17 protein-coding genes are annotated in these 18,251 nt (G+C 62.2%); 5 read left to right on the top strand and 12 right to left on the bottom strand.

Annotated features, from left to right (window positions below; genetic code table 11):
• Nucleotides 1–26 precede the first annotated feature (26 nt).
• Entirely contained in the window at nucleotides 27–884 is an 858-nt protein-coding gene (locus tag D3M59_RS04540; RefSeq protein ID WP_119531980.1) for an LOG family protein, read from the top strand.
• A 50-nt stretch (nucleotides 885–934) separates the two neighbouring features.
• Here D3M59_RS04540 and D3M59_RS04535 read toward each other — a convergent pair whose 3' ends face one another.
• From D3M59_RS04535 to D3M59_RS04525, 3 genes are all read right to left on the bottom strand, one after another.
• Nucleotides 935–1,609: a c-type cytochrome gene (locus D3M59_RS04535; RefSeq protein ID WP_119531978.1), complete on the bottom strand. Its 675-nt coding sequence runs from the start codon at nucleotides 1,607–1,609 to the stop codon at nucleotides 935–937.
• A gap of 66 nt (nucleotides 1,610–1,675) precedes the next feature.
• Nucleotides 1,676–2,368 carry an NAD(+) diphosphatase gene (gene nudC, locus D3M59_RS04530; RefSeq protein WP_233543133.1) on the bottom strand — a complete coding sequence of 231 codons (693 nt, stop codon included), beginning with the start codon at nucleotides 2,366–2,368 and terminating at the stop codon, nucleotides 1,676–1,678.
• A gap of 157 nt (nucleotides 2,369–2,525) precedes the next feature.
• Entirely contained in the window at nucleotides 2,526–3,533 is a 1,008-nt protein-coding gene (locus D3M59_RS04525; RefSeq protein ID WP_119531974.1) for an A/G-specific adenine glycosylase, read from the bottom strand.
• Nucleotides 3,534–3,560: 27 nt separating this feature from the next.
• Between D3M59_RS04525 and D3M59_RS04520 the strand changes: the two genes are divergently transcribed.
• The 4 genes from D3M59_RS04520 (at nucleotide 3,561) to D3M59_RS04505 (ending at nucleotide 10,484) form a co-directional block, all read left to right on the top strand.
• Complete coding sequence (locus tag D3M59_RS04520; RefSeq protein ID WP_119532872.1) at nucleotides 3,561–4,118, top strand: DUF721 domain-containing protein; 558 nt, start codon at nucleotides 3,561–3,563, stop codon at nucleotides 4,116–4,118.
• Between the two features lie 4 nt (nucleotides 4,119–4,122).
• Complete coding sequence (locus D3M59_RS04515) at nucleotides 4,123–4,866, top strand: DsbA family protein (RefSeq protein ID WP_119531972.1); 744 nt, start codon at nucleotides 4,123–4,125, stop codon at nucleotides 4,864–4,866.
• Nucleotides 4,867–4,890: 24 nt separating this feature from the next.
• On the top strand, nucleotides 4,891–8,313 hold the full coding sequence (locus tag D3M59_RS04510) for a chromosome segregation SMC family protein (RefSeq protein WP_119531970.1): 3,423 nt from the start codon (nucleotides 4,891–4,893) through the stop codon (nucleotides 8,311–8,313).
• A gap of 65 nt (nucleotides 8,314–8,378) precedes the next feature.
• Nucleotides 8,379–10,484: a TonB-dependent receptor gene (locus D3M59_RS04505; RefSeq protein ID WP_119531968.1), complete on the top strand. Its 2,106-nt coding sequence runs from the start codon at nucleotides 8,379–8,381 to the stop codon at nucleotides 10,482–10,484.
• Here D3M59_RS04505 and D3M59_RS04500 read toward each other — a convergent pair.
• The 9 genes from D3M59_RS04500 to D3M59_RS04460 all read right to left on the bottom strand — a co-directional run bounded on the left by D3M59_RS04500 (nucleotide 10,481) and on the right by D3M59_RS04460 (nucleotide 18,244).
• The gene (locus D3M59_RS04500; RefSeq protein WP_233543132.1) at nucleotides 10,481–11,896 is read right to left on the bottom strand and encodes a UdgX family uracil-DNA binding protein; all 1,416 of its coding nucleotides are present in this window, start codon (nucleotides 11,894–11,896) and stop codon (nucleotides 10,481–10,483) included. The genes D3M59_RS04505 and D3M59_RS04500 overlap by 4 nt on opposite strands.
• 14 nt (nucleotides 11,897–11,910) lie before the next feature.
• Entirely contained in the window at nucleotides 11,911–12,420 is a 510-nt protein-coding gene (locus D3M59_RS04495) for a hemerythrin domain-containing protein (protein ID WP_119531966.1), read from the bottom strand.
• Between the two features lie 34 nt (nucleotides 12,421–12,454).
• Nucleotides 12,455–13,699 carry a putative DNA modification/repair radical SAM protein gene (locus tag D3M59_RS04490; RefSeq protein WP_119531964.1) on the bottom strand — a complete coding sequence of 415 codons (1,245 nt, stop codon included), beginning with the start codon at nucleotides 13,697–13,699 and terminating at the stop codon, nucleotides 12,455–12,457.
• Between the two features lie 85 nt (nucleotides 13,700–13,784).
• Nucleotides 13,785–14,186 (bottom strand): hypothetical protein, encoded by a 402-nt coding sequence (locus D3M59_RS04485; RefSeq protein ID WP_147416700.1) that lies wholly within the window; start codon nucleotides 14,184–14,186, stop codon nucleotides 13,785–13,787.
• Nucleotides 14,187–14,242: 56 nt separating this feature from the next.
• Nucleotides 14,243–14,779, bottom strand: coding sequence for a demethoxyubiquinone hydroxylase family protein (locus D3M59_RS04480; protein ID WP_233543131.1), 537 nt, complete (start codon nucleotides 14,777–14,779; stop codon nucleotides 14,243–14,245).
• Nucleotides 14,776–15,270, bottom strand: coding sequence for a disulfide bond formation protein B (locus D3M59_RS04475; protein WP_233543130.1), 495 nt, complete (start codon nucleotides 15,268–15,270; stop codon nucleotides 14,776–14,778). Before D3M59_RS04475 ends, D3M59_RS04480 begins: the two co-directional genes overlap by 4 nt.
• Nucleotides 15,270–16,604 (bottom strand): S41 family peptidase, encoded by a 1,335-nt coding sequence (locus tag D3M59_RS04470; RefSeq protein ID WP_119531958.1) that lies wholly within the window; start codon nucleotides 16,602–16,604, stop codon nucleotides 15,270–15,272. Before D3M59_RS04470 ends, D3M59_RS04475 begins: the two co-directional genes overlap by 1 nt.
• 33 nt (nucleotides 16,605–16,637) lie before the next feature.
• Nucleotides 16,638–17,822 carry a murein hydrolase activator EnvC family protein gene (locus D3M59_RS04465; protein WP_119531956.1) on the bottom strand — a complete coding sequence of 395 codons (1,185 nt, stop codon included), beginning with the start codon at nucleotides 17,820–17,822 and terminating at the stop codon, nucleotides 16,638–16,640.
• On the bottom strand, nucleotides 17,822–18,244 hold the full coding sequence (locus D3M59_RS04460; protein ID WP_119531954.1) for a 23S rRNA (pseudouridine(1915)-N(3))-methyltransferase RlmH: 423 nt from the start codon (nucleotides 18,242–18,244) through the stop codon (nucleotides 17,822–17,824). The genes D3M59_RS04465 and D3M59_RS04460 overlap by 1 nt, the downstream gene beginning before the upstream one ends.
• Nucleotides 18,245–18,251 lie beyond the last annotated feature (7 nt).

The following is an 18,251-nucleotide window of genomic DNA, read 5'->3' as shown; positions in this document are numbered from 1 at the left end:
TGAGGGGCGGCTAAGGCCGCTCCCCGATGACTGATCCTAAACCCCCCAAACGCATTTTCCCGGAAGCGAAGACCGACGCCCGGGCCGCCAAGCACGTGCCGTCGAGCCCGCAGACCGAAAGTGCGGCATACAAGCTCGCGTTCCAGGACAACGATTTCCTGCTTCGCGAGGACCTGCGTCCGGTCCGTTTCCAATTGGAACTGCTCAAGCCCGAATTACTGATGAACGAGGCGAATATCGCCTCGACCTTCGTCTTCTACGGCTCGGCCCGGGTGCCGGAACCCAGCAAGGCACAGGCGCTGCTCGAAAGTGCGCGTACCGACTGGGACCGCAAGGTCGCCGAGCGACTAGTCGCCAAGGCGCACTATTACGACGAGGCGCGAAAGCTCGCGCGGATCGTCAGTCGCTTTCCTGTCGACGAAGATGGCAAGCGTCACTTTGTTGTGACGTCGGGCGGCGGTCCGTCCTTCATGGAAGCGGCCAATCGTGGCGCGACTGACGAGGGGATGGAGTCCATCGGACTCAACATCGTCCTGCCGCACGAGCAATTGCCCAACACGTTTGTGACGCCGGATCTGAGTTTCCAGTTCCATTATTTCGCACTGCGCAAGATGCACTTTCTGCTGCGCGCGCGCGCCGTCGCCGTCTTCCCGGGGGGCTTCGGTACGTTCGACGAGATGTTCGAGCTGCTGACCCTGATCCAGACCGGCAAGGTTCGGCCACTACCGATCCTGCTCTTCGGGCGGGAGTTCTGGGAGCGGGTCGTCGATTTCCACGGCTTGGCCGAGGAAGGCGTAATCAGCCCGCACGACCTCGACCTCATCACCTGGTGTGAGACCGCTGACGAGGCCTGGGAGGCAGTCTGCCACCACTACGAATGCTGAGGTAGAGGCTGCGCGGTGGCGGCCAGAAAGGTCGCTACCGGGACGGTTAGTTACTGGCTGACAGGAGCAGCGTCGCCGCCGACGCTCTTCTGACCACCCTTGGCAGCCGTCGCTTCATTCAGCACCGGCTCGTTAGGCGCTTTCTCGGCACCGGCGCCTTCGGCTTCTGCAGCTGCCTTGTCGCCAGCGGCCGCGGCGTCTTCGGTCGGAGCGGCCGGGAGCGGCAGGTTCGAGCCCTTGCTGTTCAGGAAGGCGATGAGGTTGGCGCGGTCTTCTGGATTGCCGAGGCCCGCGAAGGTCATCTTGGTGCCTGGGGCATATTTCTTTGGGTTTGCTAACCATGCATCGAGCGCCTTGAAGTCCCAATTGCCCGGAACGCTTTTCAAGGCGTCGGAGTAGGCAAAGCCCGGCATATGGCCGTGCGGCTTGCCGACAGTCGCCCAGAGGTTGGGGCCAAGGCCGTTGGCGCCGCCTTGGTCGATCGTGTGGCAAGCGGTGCACTTCTTGAATACCTGCTCGCCCTTCGCGACGTCCGCCGATGCCAGGTAGAATTCGATCGGCTTGGCCGCTTCGCCGCCTTCTTCGGCCACGACGCCTTCGATCGGATAGCCCATCTTTTCCGGCCGTTCCGCCTTGAACACTTCGCCGCTCACGATCGACGCGCCCAGCGCGACGACACCGGCGAACAGCACCCAGCCGTTGATGGTATTCTGGCGATCTTTCATGGAACCCCGTGCGGCCTTGCCGAGAAAAGATTGAATTCGGTGCTGCCCTTTACGGCGCTGATTGCATCACTTCAAGCCATTCACCCACGTCTCGAGCAGCGTGTGCGCAATCGCCCAAGGCGGGGGCGGGAGGAAGGCCGAATTGCCGTCGCCGGCCAGCGCGCCCATTACTTCGTGCCGGGTGAACCATCGGGCATCGTCGAGCTCAGTCGTGTCGATAGTGATGTTCCTGTCAAGCGATGTGGCATGGATCCCGATCATCAGCGACGAGGGAAAGGGCCAGGGCTGGCTGGCGATGTAGTGAACGTCGGTCACCGCGATGCCGGCTTCTTCAGCGAGTTCACGGGCCACCGCCGCTTCGATCGTTTCTCCCGGCTCGACGAATCCGGCCAGCGCAGAATAGCGGCCGGGCGGATAATGGGACTGCCGACCAAGAAGCAGTTCGCCGTCATGCTCAGCCAGCATAATGACGACCGGATCGCAGCGCGGATAATGTTCGGCCCGGCAGGCGGGGCAGGCGCGTGACCAGCCGCCGCGATTGGCGTCGGTCGCCACACCGCACACTGAACAATAGCGGTGACGCCGGTGCCAGTTTGCAAGGCTCAGCGCGGCGGCGAAGACGGGGGCCTCGGCCGCATCGACGTTGGCTAGCAGCGCAAAATGCGCGCGGGTATCGAATAGGACATCGCCGTCGGGCAAGGCTGAAAAGCGGGGCGCGCCGTCGTCAAGCCCGAGAAAGATCGGGAGGTCGCCGGCCATCGCATTCCACCGCAGCCTGCCATCCTCGCTAATGGCGGGAGCACCATTTTCCCAATGCAATGCTAATGCATCCGGCCGCAATCGCAGCGCCAGGATCGCATCTGGATCAGCGCGCAGATGATCCGCGCGGTCCAGTCCAGGGCCGGCGAAAAATGGATCAGGCGGCAAGGTCGTCCTTTCGAGCTATTACTTCTTCAACCGCGCGACGGTAGAGCGTCGGCAGGCCGGCCTCGCCAATCCGCTCGAGGGGCTGCCACCAACCTTCGCCATCCGGCGTTCCGAAGCGGTGAATTACTCCTAGGTCGAGCGTGAAATGGGTGAAACCATGGCTGACCAGCGCAAGGCTCGGCGTTGGCAGGCGATCGAGATTCCACTCGGGTCCCGGCAGCGCAGCCATTCCACCCAGCATGCCCCTTTCCGGTCGCCGCGTTAGCCAGATTGCGCCGTCCCGCTCGAACCACCAAGCGACGCCGTAACGCTTAGGGCGTTCGGGCTTTGCTTTCGGGGCAGGGAATGACTCCGGCGTGCCGCTGTCCCTCGCCATACAACCGCTTGCTAGGGGACAATTGCCGCATCCCGGATTTCGCGGTCGGCAGATGGTCGCGCCAAGGTCCATCATCGCCTGCGCAAAGTCCCCGGGACGCCTGTCTGGGGTCATCCGGTCGGCCAGTTCCCGAATTTCTTTACGAGCTTCGGCGAGCGGCTTGCGAAGCCCGTAAACCCGGGCGATCACCCGCGCCACATTGGTATCGACAACTATCGCCCGTTCGCCAAACGCGATCGCGGCGACGGCGGCTGCCGTATAGTCGCCAAGCCCGGGGAGCTTGCGAAGCTCGGATTCGGTTCGCGGAAAGTCTCCTCGGGCGGCAACAGTGCGGGCACAGGCGATGAGGTTGCGCGCCCGGGCATAATACCCAAGGCCGGCCCATTCGTGCAGAACCTCTTCGTCGGGTGCCGCGGCCAGCGCTTCGACGGTCGGCCAACGCTCGATAAATCGGCGGAAACGCGGTTTCACCGTCGCAACGGTCGTCTGCTGCAGCATCACTTCGCTTAGCCAGACATGATAGGGTTCGGGCGGCGCGTCGCCGGGCATGCTCCGCCACGGCAAGCTGCGAGCATGGCAGTCGTAATGATCGAGTAGCTGCTCGGCGGCACTGGCGGGCATGAAATCGCTATGGCATGGTCGCGCGCGATGGCGAAGTCCCGCGTTTCTGATTCCGACAAAGAAGTCCCGCGCCGCGGCTATGCCCGCGCGGCCGGCGATCTGGTCGACGACATCACTGGGATGACGTTCAAGCGCTTCGGCTTCGTCCAGGGCGCCGTCGTCAGCCGCTGGCCGGAGATCGTCGGCGAGAAATATGCCCGTGTTTCCACGCCCGAATCGATCCGCTTCCCTGCTGGAAAGAAGGCGGGAGGAACGTTGACCCTCTCGGTCGAAGGTGCCCATGCGCCGTTGATGCAGCACCTCGGTCCCCTGATCATGGAGCGCGTAAATCGCTTCTTTGGCTATGAAGCGGTGTCGAAAATCGCATTCCGCCAAGGGCGCGCGCCAAACCGCGCGGCGCCGATCGCCCGCCCCGCACCGGCGCCAGTGCCAAAGGAACTGGGCGAGGGCCTGCGCGAAATCGGTGATCCGGAATTGCGATCCTGCCTTGAATCATTGGCGTCGGCATTGGCCGGGTCCAAGGGCCCGCCGGCCATTGCGCCGCTATCGACCATCACCATTCCCGTCATCACACGGAGTAAATGACGACATGAAGATTTCTCACATGATGCTGGCCTCGGTGGCGCTGCTTGCGACTGCCTGTAACGCGGAAAAGGGCGGCAACACGACGACGGGACCTGACGTGACCGCGAACCCGGTGGCGGCGCCGAATAACGGCGATTGGTCGACCGTGGTCACGAAGACGGCCGAGGGCGGCTACGTCATGGGCAATCCCAACGCCAAGGTGAAGCTGGTCGAATTTGCATCGCTTACCTGCCCACACTGCGCCGAATTCGAAGAGACTGGTGCCAAAGCTCTGATCGACAATTATGTGAAGAAGGGCCTTGTTTCCTGGGAACTGCGCAACTTTGTCCGTGACCCCTACGACATGACCGCGACGCTGATCGCTCGCTGCGGCGGCGAAGCCAACTTCTTCGGCATGACCCGGACGCTCTTCGCGGACCAGAAGAACTGGATTGCTAAGGTGCAGGCGGCCGATCCGGCGCAGATGCAGGCTCTCCAGTCTATGACGCCGGCGCAGCAATTCTCGACGATCGCGGATATCGCAGGCCTCAAGCAGTTCGCGGCGATGCGCGGCGTTCCGCGTGCCAAGGCTGATCAGTGCCTTGCTGACGAGGCCGAAGTGAACAAGCTGGTGCAGATGAACAGCGACGCGGCTTCCACCTATAATATCCCGGGTACGCCCTCCTTCCTGATCAACGGTACGCTAGTCGAGAATGCCGCCGCTTGGGAGCAGCTTGAACCAAAGATCAAGGAAGCACTGGCCGGCTAATATGGGCAAAGGGGGGCTCGACCGTTGCGCTTCCGCCGGCTGAAACTCAGCGGGTTCAAGAGCTTCGTCGAACCCGCCGAGCTTCGCATCGAGCCGGGGCTGACCGGAGTCGTCGGCCCTAACGGCTGCGGTAAGTCCAATCTGCTTGAAGCCATCCGCTGGGTGATGGGCGAAGGCTCGCCGAAGTCGCTTCGCGGCGGGGGCATGGAAGACGTCATCTTCGCCGGCACCGCAACGCGCGCCGCGCGTGACTTTGCTGAAGTGTCACTGCTGATCGAACGGGCAGGGGATGGAGGTGGCGATCATCGCAGTGGCGAAAGCGAAGTAACCCGCCGGATCGAGCGCGGTGCAGGTTCGGCGTATCGCATCGACGGGCGCGACGTGCGGCAGAAGGATGTGTCGCTGCTGTTCGCGGATGCCGCAACAGGGGCGCATTCGCCGGCCCTCGTCAGTCAGGGACGCATCGGCGCGGTCATCGCGGCCAAGCCGGTCGACCGGCGCATCATGCTAGAAGAGGCGGCGGGGATCTCGGGGCTGCATGCCCGCCGCAAGGATGCCGAATCCAAGTTGCGCGCGACGGAGGCTAATCTCCAGCGCCTCGACGAGCTATTGTCTGATCAGGAAGCGCGCGCCGCTGCGCTACGGCGCCAGGCGCGGGCGGCCGAGCGCTACCGGGGGCTGACCGAGAAGATCAGGCTCGCGGAAGGCAAGCTCGTTTACGCCCGATGGGCGGAAGCCGACCGAGCCGCAACGATCGCCGCTGAGGACGCGCGTTCGGCCGAAGGCGAGGTCGCCAGGCTCCAGTCTGCAATGCAGGTCGCGCAACAGCTACAGGAGACTGCCGCGACTGCATTGGCCGAAAAGCGCGAGGCCGCCGTCGCAGCGCGGGATGCGGGGAGGACTTTGGCCCATGAGCTGGCCACGGCGCGGGCCAAGCGCGACACGGTCGTTCGCCGATTGGCCGAACTTGAGCGGCTGGCGCAGGCGCTGTCGGCAGAAACTGCTCGCGAGGTCGCCCTTAAGGCCGACGCGGGTCGTGCCGTGCAGTCGCTGGAGCAGGAAAGAGACGCTATCGATCGCAGATTAGCCGATGCCGAACTGGTTGCTGCGCGCATTGCCGTCGAGCTAACGGACGCGGAAGCCAAATCTCGTGAAGCGGAAGCAGCGTTGGCGTCCCTGCTCGCGAAGGAGGCTGCGATGCGTGCCGAACGCCGTGTAGGGGAAGCCGCGCTCGAGGCCGCTCGCAGTCAATTGTCCAGGGTGCAGGCGGAGGAGGCGCGGCTCACTCAACAGCTCGCGTCGATCGGTGATGGCGCCAGCGAACACGCTGCAATCGAGCAGGCGCGGCGTGAGGCGGCCAATGCGGCGACTGCGCTCGCCGAAGCGGAAGCACAGCTTACCGCGGCCGAGGTCGGGCGAGCCGGGGCAGCCATTTCGCGGGATGACGCAGAAAGCCGTCTCGCCGCGTCCCGTGCGGCCCTTAGTGCTGCTCGGGCCGAGCGCGATGCACTGGTTCGCGCGCTTGATCATGGCAGTGGCGCAGCGTTGGCCGAATTGAAGGCCCGACCCGGATATGAGCGTGCTCTTGCTGCGGCGCTGGGCGACGACATAGAAGCGACCTTGGGAGGCGATGGGCCGCGCCGCTGGGAGGGTAGCGACAAGGCGCAGTCTGACCCGGTGCTTCCCTCGGGACTCGAACCACTGATCGATCAAGTCGAGGCTCCGCTCCAGCTGCGCCGCCGGCTGGCCCAGGTTGGCGTTGCCCGTCACGACCATGGCCAGCAACTCGCTGTTGGGCAGCGGTTGGTCACTCGCGACGGGGCAATGCGGCGATGGGACGGGTTCGTCAGCATTGGCAGCGGCGCGGCGGCAGCCGAGCGTTTACTGCGCGCGAACCGGCTGGCCGAGCTTGAGGCCGGGATGCCCGCGCTGGATGCGGTAGTGTCGAAGGCCGAAAGGGAATGCGACCATGCTGCGGCAGAGGTGGACCGCTTTCGTAGCGAAGCCGAAGCGGCGCGGACAGCAGCGTCGAGTGCCGAACGGAAAGCCCGCGACGCGGCGCGGAACGGGGATTCGGCGGCGACGGCCTTGGAACGCCTAGAGGCGCAAAAGGCAGGTATTGCCGACCGTAAGGCGGACCTGGCTCCTTTGGTTGCGGCATCGGCTGAAGCTGTCGATGCCGCGGCCGTAACTCTAGCCGCCTTGCCCGATCCCGCTGCGCTTCAACAGGATGTCGAGGTTGCTCGCTCCGCCGCGTCGGCTGCTGGTGACGTCGTCGCGGATTACCGGGCGCGCTCGGCTACGCGAGCTCGCGAAACAGCTTCCGATCGTGAGCGACACGCTGCGGCCGGTCGTGAGGCAGCGGAATGGCGTACCCGAGGGCTTCAGGCAGAAGAGCGGCTTGCCGGGACCGCTGCCCGCGCGATGGCGATGGAGGAGGAGCAGGAGGAGCTCGCCAGCGAACCCCAGCGCCAAGCTGCCGATATCGAGCGCCTCGAGCGCGATAGCAGCATGAGCGAGGCCGAAATTTCGCGAACAGCGGAAGCAGAGCGGAACGCTCAGGAAGCAGTGAGTGTCGCAGTCCGCGCGCTAGCCGAAGCCAGTGAGGCATTCGCAGCCGCTCGGGAAAAGCGCGCCGGTGCGGCTGCCCGGGCAGAGGCCCAAATCGGTCGCCGGCAGGAATATGCGCGCATTTGCGGCGAGCGGTTTGAATGCCCACCGCCGCTACTTCCGGAAAAGCTTGGCTTCGAAGAACCCGATCTCGTGAATCCGGAGGCCGAAAAGGAAACACTTGAACGATTGACGGCGGAGCGGGAAAGGATCGGGCCTGTCAACCTTGTCGCTGAACAGGAACTTGCCGAGCTCGACGTTTCGGCGAAGCAGAACATCGCCGAGAAGGAAGAACTGACCCAAGCCATTGCCCGTCTGCGCGGCAGTATCGGTAGCCTCAACCGTGAGGGCCGCGTGCGATTGCTAGATGCGTTCGAGAAGGTCGACGGTCATTTCCGGAGCCTGTTCACGACGCTGTTCGACGGCGGTCAGGCCCATCTGGAACTTGTCGAAAGCGACGATCCTCTGGAGGCTGGGTTGGAAATCATGGCCCAGCCGCCGGGCAAGCGTCTCTCGGCGCTGACCCTCCTGTCAGGCGGCGAGCAGGCGCTTACTGCAGTGGCCCTGATTTTCGCCCTGTTCCTGACGAACCCGGCGCCAATCTGTGTACTCGACGAAGTCGACGCCCCGCTCGATGACGCGAACGTTGATCGATTTTGCGATCTTCTGGAGCGGATGAGCAGTGAGACCGACACACGCTACCTCATCGTGACTCACAATGCGGTGACGATGGCCCGCATGCATCGCCTGTATGGTGTGACGATGATCGAGCGCGGCGTAAGCCGGTTGGTATCCGTGGATTTGGGCGGAGCCGAAGAGCTGTTGGCGGCAGAATAATTCTGCTATTGCGAATGACTATTAATAACGATAGCTGCCCATCATATTATGGAGGGCACAATCTAATGGTTCGTTCGTCGTCGTCGTTCGCGTTGATCCTAGGCACATCCATTCTTGCGTCCCCGGGCCAAGCCGCTGAACTAGTTGTGACGGGCCATGGGGTAGACCAGAGCGACCCCATCGTCGTAGTTGGCCAGCGCGAGGAATATGGTGTTCGCTCGACGTCAACCGGCACCAAGACCGATACGGAGGTCAAGGACATCCCGCAGGCCATGACCGTGGTCTCGGAAGCGCAGATCGAAGATCAGCAGCTGCGCTCTATTGCCGACGTCCTCTACTTCGTTCCTGGCGCGACGCCCGGGACCGGCGAGGCCAACCGCGACCAAATCACGCTTCGAGGCAACAACACGACGGCCGATTTCTTCGTCGATGGAATCCGGGATGACGCTCAGTACTTCCGCGACCTGTACAATGCGGACCGGGTTGAAGTTTTGCGTGGGCCCAACGCAATGATTTTTGGCCGGGGCGGCGGCGGTGGCGTGGTCAACCGTGTTGGGAAGCGATCGGCACTTAACGCATTCAACCAGTTCAGCCTATCTAGTGACACATATGGCGGCGTCCGGTTCACCGGTGACGTCAACCATCCCCTTGGTCGTAGTGTAGGCTTGCGGGTAAACGGCATGTACGAGAATGGTGACAGCTTCCGCCGCCGCGTCGACCTGGACCGCTACGGGCTGAATCCCACTGTTGGTATCTTGGCCGGCCCGGACACGCGCATCGACCTGTCATACGAATATCTGCATGATCGCAGGACTGCCGACCGCGGCGTCCCGTCACAAAATGGCATGGCGCTGGACGGCCACGACAACGGCTTTTTCGGCGATCCGGAAGACAGCTACGCCCGCGCCAACGTTCACCTTGGAATGATGGCGATCGCGCATCGATTTAGCGATGCACTAACACTCCGCAGCCGGACGCTTATCGGTGATTACAACAAATTTTATCAGAATATTTTCCCGAACAGCGCGGTGAACTCGGCCGGTCAGGTCACGCTTGGTGCGTACAACAACCGGAATAACCGTCATAACCTATTCAGCCAGAATGACCTGATCTGGAAAGGTTCGCTTGGGGGTATCGACCAGACCCTTCTTTTCGGATTGGAGGCCGGACATCAAAATTCGCGTAACCATCGCAGGAGCGGGAGCTTCGCGCCGGGCGACAATGTAGTCTCGATTAGCGATCCAACGGTCAATGTCGACGTCACATTCGACTCGAGCCTGACAGACGTCAATAACAGCACTCGGGGTACCGTGGCCGCCGTCTACCTTCAGGACCAGTTCCGGCCTGCCGATTGGCTGGAGATCGTAGCCGGCCTGCGGTTTGACAGCTTTAAGCTGAATGTTGACGACCTGCGCGCCGAGGGCGGCACGTTTCGCCGCCGCGACGAGCTTTGGTCGCCCCGCCTTGGCGTTATCCTGAAGCCGCAACTGAACCTTTCAATCTACGCCAGCTATTCGCGTTCTTACTTGCCCCAGTCGGGCGACCAGTTCAGCGGCCTAGACATCAACACGAAGGCGTTAAAGCCGGAGCGGTTCGACAATTACGAATTCGGCGCGAAATGGGAACCGATCGCTGGGCTACTGGCGACGGCCGCCATCTATCAATTGGATCGTACGAATACCCGATCGCCCGGGCCGGTATCCGGAACGTTCGTCCTGACCGGGGAACAGCGGAGCCGGGGAATTGAGTTGGGCCTTGAGCGCAGCATCAGCGACCATTGGCAAATCTCGGCTGGCTATGCCTACCAAAAGGCGGAAATCCGCGAACGCACCACGGCTTGCAACCCCGACGCGGCCGATTGCGAAGTTCCGCTGGTTCCGCGCCACAGTTTTTCTATGTGGAGCCGCTACAGTTTCTCCCCGAAATTTGCCGCGGGTCTGGGTCTGATCGCCCGGTCGAATTCATATGCATCGATCAGCAATGCCGTGAAGCTTGCCGGCTATGTGCGCGTCGACGGGGCGCTATTTTACAAGCTTACGCGTGACATCGAGGCCCAGCTCAATGTCGAGAATATCTTAGGCGCAGACTACTTCTCGACTGCGCATAGCGACAATAACATCGCCCCGGGTGCACCGCGAAACGCCAAGGCCACAATCCGCTTTGGCTTCTAACGAATTAGTTGGGTAGCCCGTTTACGGACCCGCTTGAGGTCGTCCACAAAGCGCGCACGTTCGCTTAAACGTGCCTCCTCATCGGGCAGGCGCAGCAAGAAGCTCGGGTGGACAGTGATCCAGCACTCACTCCCGTCCGCGAGCGTCAGCGGCTCATCGCGGACCTTGCTGATCGTAACGATCTTGCCGATCAAGGACCGTGCGGCGGTCGCGCCCAGCGCGACCGTCAGCGGCGGCTTGATGAGCCCGCGTTCCTGCTCGATCCACCAGCGGCAGGCTTCAATCTCACCCGCGTCCGGTTTGCTATGTACGCGGCGCTTGCCCCGCTGGACGAACTTGAAATGCTTGACGGCGTTGGTGACGTAAGTGGTTGACCGGTCGATCCCGGCTTCCTGCAGTGCCGCATCGAACAATTGCCCCGCCGGCCCGACGAACGGATGGCCGGCCAAATCCTCTTGGTCTCCGGGTTGTTCGCCAACGAATAGGATGGTTGGGTCAAGGGAGCCTTCGCCGAACACTGTCTGGGTGGCACATTTGTAGAGTTTGCAGCGGGTACAGCGCGCGGCTTCCGCCTTCAGCGCTTCCCATGACGCGGCAATGTTGCTGGACCGGCGCGGCATCGCTTCGCTCCTTTCGATCATTGCGGCCTCCCGCGCCTGTGCCCCCGCCAGGAGGTCGCCGATCAGCGCAGTCTCGGGCATGTTACGCCAATATTTTTTTGGCATCTCCTTGGTCATGGCCTTCACCTTGACCCGCGCGGGATTGAAGATTGACGCGTAATAGGTCTTCCAAGTCTCCTCGACGGGATCTCCATCGGGCGCATCGGCTCGTCTTGCGCCCGGCCCTTCAGTCAGTCGGGTCCCATCCCAATGGATCGATTGCTCCGGCGTCAGAATCGACCAGCGCATGTTGGAAAAGCGCCGGACAAAGAAGCCCGCTTCCCTGCGAACGATATGATGATCCGGCTCGAACCAGGCGACAAACCGGACTCCCTCTTCGTCCTTCACTTCTCGGAAGCGGACGAATGCGTGCATCTTGTGCGCATCTCGACGAACCTCTTTCGCCATTTGATGCAATCGCTCCACCAATGGGTTGGCGCGATCTTCCATTGCGAGGCGATCATCGCGGAGCTTGAGGAGCAGCCCGTAAAGCAGGCCGAACCGTTCTGGGTTGGAATGGCATATCGCCGCCTTCGCCAAATCGATGAAGGGCCGCGGAACTGCGAAACTCGGGCCCGGCGGCGCCAACGGTGCGTCGGGCAGCCACCCAAATAGATCGGTACCTTGTCCCATCACCTGCCAACTCACCGCCGAAGGGGGCACCCCCGCTTCGGCCAGTCCACGAGCGGCGTCGCGCCAACCCTCGAAATCGTCGGCGGTCGCAAGCAGGGCGCGGTAAGTTTCGAGAATCACCGCATTGTTGCGCCCTATTTGGCGCCCTCTTCCTCTTCGATTGCATGTTTGATCTCGTCGACGTCCGCGCCTTCCCGCACCCGTGCGACCTCGATTGGCTTGCGATCCTCAAACGCCGTCTTCAGTTCGACTGCCAAATCCTCGCGCAGTTCCTCGCGAGCTTTCGGAAACTTCTCTTCCTCTTCCTCATCAATGTGGTGGGTATATTCTTCCGCAAGGCTGTTGAATTTGTTTAGCCAGCCAGACGAACCCATTTCCATTTCGTCCAACTCAACGAAAAGCATGCCGATGTCGGCATGTTCCTTCACACTGTGCTGAGCGTCCTGTCGGATCTCCGGATCTTCCATCATCGCCACGTATAGCGTCCCTTCCTCGGCGGCGGCATGGGCCATTGCGTCGGTCTTGAATTCCTCGAAAAGCGCCTTGCGGTCGTCGCTCGCGCCGGTCGTTTCCTTAATTGCATCGATCAGCTGACGATGCTTGTCGTGATCCTGTTTCAAACGATCGAAAATATCCGTCGCCATGATTGCCTCCTCTTTGTTCAGCCCGTGAAACGAGTCAGGAAGCGAACAGGTCCAATTGTTCGGCCTTGGGCGCGACAAGCGATCGCAAATCGGCGCAGTCTGTCAGCAATGTCGGTCGCCAATCGGTCGTGATGATGAAGGGCCGCACCTTGGCTACCGACAGGGTTAGCCGCGATATGTCGTCAAGGCCGAGCTTTCGCCAGCGTCGCGAGGAAATGATGCGGTTCACCGCCTTCGTTCCAAAACCCGGGACGCGCAGTAGCAACTCTCGAGGAGCCCGATTAACGTCGACGGGGAAAGACTCCCGAAATTTCAGGGCCCACGCCAGCTTTGGGTCGATATCGAGGGGGAGCATCCCCAGGTCGTCCGTCGCGCTGGCGACTTCAGAGGGCTTGAACCCGTAAAATCGCATCAGCCAATCGGACTGATACAACCGATGCTCGCGCATCAACGGCGGCCGTTTCAGCGGCAGAACGGCACTGGGCGAAGGGATGGGGGAAAAGGCGGAATAATAGACGCGGCGCAGCGAGAAGCGGTCATACAGGTGGCTGGCGCGCCGGACGATGTCGCGGTCATTGGCGGCATCGGCACCGACGATCATCTGGGTCGATTGTCCGGCTGGCGCGAATTTAGGCGCGCTTCGATATTTGCGCCTGGCGTCGCAGCCATCCTCGATCGCGCCTTTCATGTCGCGCATTGCGCCCTCGATGCGCCCGGAATCCTTTTCGGGCGCTAGTCGCGTAAGGCCGTCCTGCGTCGGGAGCTCGACATTTATTGAGACCCGGTCGGCATGAAGGCCCGCCAGTCTGACCAATCCGGGATCGGCATCGGGAATGGTTTTCAGATGGATATAGCCCCGAAAATCATGATCCTCGCGGAGGCTGCGCGCCACTTCGACCAGCTGCTCCATCGTATAGTTCGACGAGCGGATGATCCCTGAAGAAAGGAACAAACCCTCAATGTAGTTGCGCTTGTAGAAAGCGAGCGTCACCTGGACGACTTCGTCCGTCGTGAAACGCGCCCGGCGGACGTTCGAACTTTTGCGATTGATGCAATAATGGCAGTCGAAAATGCAACTGTTGGTTAGCAGAATTTTAAGGAGCGAAATGCAACGGCCATCCGGCGCGTAAGCGTGGCAGATGCCCATACTTTCTGTGGACCCGACGCCGTTGCCACCCCTGCTGTCCCGTTTCACCGTCCCCGACGACGCGCAAGACGCGTCATATTTGGCGGCATCCGCAAGGATCGCGAGCTTTTGCCGGGTATCGAGCGAGGTCATATGTTCACACTATGTTCTAAAAGTGTGATTGTCTAACCTCTTTTTATCGCTGCGAATTCTCGCATTAGGCCGCATGCGGCAGAGACTATTGTTCCGGCGCCGTATTGCCTTCCACCTCTTCACGCCTTTCGCGGAAGGCCTGGTTGATCAGCTGCTGAGTGCAGCCGGTGAAGCCGGCGGGACCCACGGGCGAACAGCTGTTGATGCCAGTCTTTCCATAGGTTTCGAAAGCAATCGCCCGGTTGGCCCAGCTTTCGCGTGACTGCAGCGACCCGCCGGACCGAAGCCTTTCCGGAATACGGTAGCGTTCGCTTTCGGGCTTTCGCGCGCAAACCACGACTTCGTCGTCGGTTGAGCGCGGGCAGGGATCGGTGCCGTAGACGATGATCTCGCTGATGTTGCCGCTCTGCGCGATCGCCGGCGCCGGCGTGATCGTCGCCGGAAACGCGATCGCGGCGGCCAAGCTCAGGTAGGGCAGTTTCGACATGCTGATGTGCTTTCCCTTCGGATTGCAAAGCGGTTGAACCGCCCCGCCGGTTCCCGTCAAACCCGTTTCGACAATTCAATGGCCACGCGGCAACCGGCGCGGATCACCGCGCTCAATACCGGATAGCCGACCGCTTCCTGCGCCCCATGTTCCCGAGCGGTTTCGCGGTGTTCAAGTTCTTCTGCCTGGAATTCGGCGATATCCGCAGCCAGTTCTGGATCGGACTCGCCAAGTTGTTCTAATTGCTCGCTATAATGCTTGTCGATTTCAGTCTCGACTGCATCGGTGCAGGCCATTGCAGCCTTTTCGCTCAGCAAGGCGGTAGCTGCTCCCAGCGCAAAACCGGCAACGCTCCAGATCGGCTGGAGCGCGGTTGGGCGTACGCGCCGCTCGGACATCAGCTTGTTAAAGCGTGCCAGGTGACGCTCTTCTTGGGTCGCCATACGCGCAATCTGGTGCGCGGCAGCGGAGCCCCGGCCCAGTACGGCAAGCTGGCCGGCGTAGATGCGCGTGGCGCCATATTCGCCGGCCTGGTTTACGCGCAGCATCGCTGCGGTATCCGGACGTCGGTCACCGGGCTGCCAGTCGCTCACGTGCGACCCTTTCGCTTCGCGAGGTATGCGATGACCGCAGCACTACCTAGCGAAAAGAGCGCGTTCCATCCTGCCAGAGATATTCCAAGGAATGTCCATTGCACTTGGTCGCAGCGGACCAACGGCACATTCAGAATATCTTCAAGGCTGGTCGCGCCGTTGGTCGAGCACGTGGTGATGCCCTCCCATAGCTCCAGCTCGACGCCCGCATGGAACACGCCAATTGCGCCAGAAATCGCAATCGCCGCGGCGGCAAGCAATGTCAGCGCCTTGGTACGCGGCGCCGACAAGGGAGAAAATAGCGCGCCAAGCGCCAGAACGATTGCAGCGCCATGGGGCCAGCGTTGCCAGTAGCACATCTCACAAGGGTAGAGCCCACCAACATATTGGGAGAACAGCGCTCCGCCGAGCAATGCAGCAGGCACCAGTAGCGCCAGGATGCGTGCCTGCTTCAGGCTCGTCGCCCCTTCGGGCATTGCCGGAGCAAGCATCAGCGGACAGCGGTCTTCGCCGGTGCTGGAGCAGCAGGCGCGAGCCGCTTCAGCGCCTTAAGTGCATAATCGAGCTGGTAATCCTCGATCCCCTTCTTCTTTAGGTCAGCAGCGGTCGCCGTGAAGCGCGGGTCGGGGCGACTGTCATCCTCCAGCACCTCGTCCTTGATCTTTGCCTGGCTCACGAGGTGGCGTCGGAGGTCCGCTTCCCGAAGCCTCGGCCGGGTCTTGAAGTCTTCGTCGCTGAGCTGCGGGACATCGATGTCCGGGCTGATACCGCCGGCCTGAACCGACTTGCCCGATGGGGTGTAGTAACGCGCCGTGGTCAGGCGCAGTGCCGACTGCGGCCCGGTCTGAATTACGCTCTGTACCGATCCCTTGCCAAAGCTGCGTTCTCCCATGACGATTGCCCGACGGTGGTCCTGCAACGCGCCCGCGACGATCTCGGCCGCCGAGGCGGAGCCTGCGTCGACTAGGACGATGACCGGCTTGCCCTTCGCCAGATCGCCCGGCTTGGCGTAAAAACGCTCGATATCGTTGGCCTCGCGCCCACGTTCGGAGACGATCTCGCCCTGTTCGAGGAAAGCATCGCTGACTTCGATAGCCTGATCGAGCAACCCGCCCGGGTTGGAGCGCAGGTCAATGATATAGCCGAGCGAACGGCCGCCGGTCGCCTTGTCGATGCTCAGCAGCGCCTGCCGGGTCAGCTCGCCAGTCTGTGCCGAGAAGCCGTTGATGTTGATGACGCCGACGTTGTCCTTCACTTCCCACTTCACGGGCTTGAGTTCGATCCGCTCACGGGTCAGGCTGACGTCGAACGGCTTGTCGCGACCTGGACGGACGATGGTAATCTTGACCTTGCTGCCCGGCGCGCCGCGCAGCTTTTCGACTGCCTCGTCAAGCGAGTAGCCGTAGAGAAATTCACCATCGATATGGGTGATATAATCCCCGGCCTTGATGCCGGCGCGATCCGCCGGTGTATCTTCGGTCGGGGTGATGACCTTCACCGCGCCGTCCTCGGTCGACACGGTCAAGCCGAGGCCACCGTAATTGCCTTCGGTGGTCGTGCGAAGCTGGGTAAAGTCCGACGCTTCGGCATAGCTGCTGTGCGGATCGAGCGCTGCTAGCATGCCGTCGATCGCACCCTTGATCAGCGTGTGGTCGTCGACCTTGTCGACATAGTTGGCGCGGACCCGTTCGAAAACGCTGAAGAAAGTCTCCAGCTCCTTCTGGGTATCCGACTCGGCGGCCGCCATCGCTGTCGTCGCGACCGGCACCATCGCCAGTGCGCCCACCAGCGCTAGAGGCGGAAGAAGCTTGGCTAGGCGTTGCATAATCGGATCCTAAACAGTCAGTCGCGGCGCAGATTAGCGGCTCTTGGCGCTATTTGACAGCGGGGGAGATGAAGCTGCGATGAAGGCGGGCGAAACCGGCTTCCCATCGCGACGCAATTCGACGCCGACAGGCCCCAGAGTACGGCCGATCGACTCACCCCGCGCGACCCGTGTCCCCCGGCGTTTATCGCTGGCAACTCCCAGCAGCAGGGTGGTCCAGCCCTTACCATGGTCGATGATCACCAGACCGTCTTGTCCGCGGAATGGCGCGGCGAAAGCGACCGTTCCGTCCGCCGGCGCGACGACCGGCGACCCGCGGGCGGTGTCGAATTGCACGCCGCGCGAAACAATGCCGCTCCGGCTAACCGAACCTAAACCGTCGGCTACCCGAGCCGTTACCGGCAGCCCATAGTGAAAATCGGGGACGGAAAGCGGTGCATCGCCGGGCATCGGCCGTGCCGTAGCGAAGTCCAAATTGGCTAGCTCTACTGCTACCCGCGCCGCTGCCCTGCGCTCGCTCGCCGTGCTGCTGGCAGTGCTCAACCTTTCGCCCGCGGCAAGGACGCGGTCGCCCGCACCAAAGGCCTCGCCGGAGAGACGAGCGGCGCGGGCGGTTGCGTTCGCTTCCAGCTCAGCGAAGCGCGTTTGCTGCGCTCGCAGCGCGGCGCGATCGCGCTGGAGGGTGGCCCGCAACCGATAGGCCTGCGCTGCCAGTTGCTGGCGCTGTTTAAGTTTGGCGCTTGCGGCCGCGCTTTGCCGCTGGATGGCGGGCAAAGTCGAATCAAGCAGCGCCTTTACCCGGACGATTTCGTCGATGGATCCATGATCCGCGAGGCTCAGGAGCGGCGGCTGCCTGCCCATCTGTGCAAGACCGGCCAGCAATGCTGCCAGCGGGGCCCGTTTTCGGGCCAATTGCTGCTCGGCCAAGGCGATTCGGGCGCGGGCGAGGCGATATTCTGCGACGGATTTGCTGATTTGCGCTTCGGCGGCGTCGATAGCTGCAGCGGCTGCCAACCGTTGGGCTCTCAGCTTGGCCGCTTCGTCACTGGCATTCTCCGCTTGCTTTTCGAGTTGGATCAAATGCCGGACCGAGATTTCAGCTTCGGCCTTTGCCCGGTTGAGCGAAGCGTCGGCGGTTAGTGTTTCCGGCGGCACCGGCGCGCTGGCAGTCGAAACCAGCAGCGGCAGGGCGCAAAAGAACAGGACGGCCCGTCGCATCAGCCGTCCCGATGGTAAGGATGATTGGCAAGGATGCTGGTCGCGCGGAACAATTGCTCAGCCAGCATTGCCCTGGCGAGCATGTGCGGCCAGGTAGCGGGGCCGAATGAGAGCAGCAGGTCCGCATCGTCGCGCAGACTCTCGTCATGGCCGTCGGCGGCTCCGATAAGGAACCGCGCTTCGCGCCGCCCAGCGTCACGCCAACCTTCCAGTATCCTCGCGAACTCGGTCGAAGAGAGGGTCTTGCCTCGCTCGTCCAGCACGACCGTTATCGCTTTGGATGCGGCGTCGGGCAATGTTCCGCCGCGGTCGGGCAGTTCGGTGACCTTGGTTGGCCAGTTAATGCGCTTCAGGTAGCGCTCGGTCAGCTCCGCCTCGGGCGAGCGGCCAATTTTTCCCCGGGCGACAATGTGCAGCAGCACCTGCCGG

It is taken from the genome of Sphingomonas edaphi (assembly GCF_003583725.1).
GTDB lineage: Bacteria > Pseudomonadota > Alphaproteobacteria > Sphingomonadales > Sphingomonadaceae > Sphingomicrobium > Sphingomicrobium edaphi.
Note: the sequence above shows the minus strand (reverse complement) of the source record. Positions and strands in the feature narration are given on the sequence as shown.

Bases quoted from the DNA above. Each gene is read 5' to 3' on its own strand.
- D3M59_RS04540 (WP_119531980.1), top strand. From the start codon at position 27: ATGACTGATCCTAAACCCCCCAAACGCATTTTCCCGGAAGCGAAGACC.
- D3M59_RS04535 (WP_119531978.1), bottom strand. From the start codon at position 1,609: ATGAAAGATCGCCAGAATACCATCAACGGCTGGGTGCTGTTCGCCGGT.
- nudC (WP_233543133.1), bottom strand. From the start codon at position 2,368: ATGGCCGGCGACCTCCCGATCTTTCTCGGGCTTGACGACGGCGCGCCC.
- D3M59_RS04525 (WP_119531974.1), bottom strand. From the start codon at position 3,533: ATGCCCGCCAGTGCCGCCGAGCAGCTACTCGATCATTACGACTGCCAT.
- D3M59_RS04520 (WP_119532872.1), top strand. From the start codon at position 3,561: ATGGCGAAGTCCCGCGTTTCTGATTCCGACAAAGAAGTCCCGCGCCGC.
- D3M59_RS04515 (WP_119531972.1), top strand. From the start codon at position 4,123: ATGAAGATTTCTCACATGATGCTGGCCTCGGTGGCGCTGCTTGCGACT.
- D3M59_RS04505 (WP_119531968.1), top strand. From the start codon at position 8,379: ATGGTTCGTTCGTCGTCGTCGTTCGCGTTGATCCTAGGCACATCCATT.
- D3M59_RS04495 (WP_119531966.1), bottom strand. From the start codon at position 12,420: ATGGCGACGGATATTTTCGATCGTTTGAAACAGGATCACGACAAGCAT.
- D3M59_RS04490 (WP_119531964.1), bottom strand. From the start codon at position 13,699: ATGACCTCGCTCGATACCCGGCAAAAGCTCGCGATCCTTGCGGATGCC.
- D3M59_RS04485 (WP_147416700.1), bottom strand. From the start codon at position 14,186: ATGTCGAAACTGCCCTACCTGAGCTTGGCCGCCGCGATCGCGTTTCCG.
- D3M59_RS04475 (WP_233543130.1), bottom strand. From the start codon at position 15,270: ATGCTTGCTCCGGCAATGCCCGAAGGGGCGACGAGCCTGAAGCAGGCA.
- D3M59_RS04470 (WP_119531958.1), bottom strand. From the start codon at position 16,604: ATGCAACGCCTAGCCAAGCTTCTTCCGCCTCTAGCGCTGGTGGGCGCA.
- D3M59_RS04465 (WP_119531956.1), bottom strand. From the start codon at position 17,822: ATGCGACGGGCCGTCCTGTTCTTTTGCGCCCTGCCGCTGCTGGTTTCG.